Origin of the sequence: Mesorhizobium sp. M1365, from assembly GCF_040317865.1 — a bacterium.
In the GTDB taxonomy this organism is placed as follows: Bacteria; Pseudomonadota; Alphaproteobacteria; order Rhizobiales; family Rhizobiaceae; genus Mesorhizobium.
The window spans coordinates 1-1031 of the sequence record NZ_JAMYLG010000107.1; the positions used below are offsets into that span (position 1 = coordinate 1).

Annotated in this window: 1 protein-coding gene; it reads right to left on the reverse strand. The window is 62.5% G+C overall.

Features of this window, described 5'->3' with window-relative positions; translation table 11 throughout:
• Positions 1–969, reverse strand: a 969-nt coding sequence (locus NKH04_RS33080) for an IS5 family transposase (RefSeq protein WP_352837550.1), incomplete at its 3' end; no start/stop codon positions are given.
• Positions 970–1031: the final 62 nt, after the last annotated feature.

Sequence of the window (1031 nt, forward strand, 5' to 3'; positions counted from 1 at the left end):
GGGTGGATACAGGACACCGATCATAGTCCGCAGATTGTAGGCGCATGCCGCCAGCATGCACTGCGTGCGGTTGGTCGCAAGGTTGAAGAAGCGCATGCGCCGCATGCCGTAACGCTCCTTGAACACGGCGAAAGGCCGCTCAACCGCCGCCCGCACCTTGGAGATCAGCCGGTTGCGCAGCTTGTCGCGCGGCGGCAATTCAGGGTGATGCTTGTTGGGCCGCCGCATCAGGCGATCCTTGATCTTGGCCTCAGCGAGCCGGTCATGCCTGGCATGGGTGTAATAGGCCTGATCGCCATAGACCGCCTTCTCATCGCCGCAGATCAACCGGTCGGCCGGCTCGGTGTCGGTGACTGAGGCGTCGCTCACCTCGACGCGCCGGATCAAGGTGTGCCCCTGGTCGACGCCAATGTGCATCTTGTAGCCAAAAGTGCTCTTTTTGCCCTTCTTGCCCCAGCGCGCATCCTTGTCCGCCGACGGCTTGACCGGGCCGTGGTGGCCCTTCTTCGGCTGCTTGGGCGGCCGGCCGGGGGATTGCATGAACGAGGCATCGACCAGCGTGCCGCGCTTGACGATCAGGCCTTTCGTCTCCAGCTGCCGGTTGATCTCCTCAAACACCTTGTCGATCAGCCGCTCACGCGTCAGCTCGTCGCGAAAGCGCCATAGGGTCGAATGATCGGGCGTACGGTCCGAGAGGCTGAAGCCAACGAAGCGGCGAAACGACAGCCGGTCACGGATCTGCGCCTCAAGCGCTGGATCGCTCAGCCCATGCCACACACCCAGCAGAAGGCAGCGCACCAGCAACATTGCCGGGTAGCTGGCGCTACCCGGGCCGCTGCTGCTGCGCGGGCCAAGCAGCTTGCTGATCGGCTCCCAGTCCAGCTCTTTCGCAATCAGGTCGAAGATCGTCTCATCCGACACCGCAAGACCGTCCGCCAGACTCAACTGACCCAGAACACGATCCACCATCGCGAATCTCCCTGCTCCAACCTCACAACAGAATCACTGATCGGCTTCTGTGCAAAGATCTC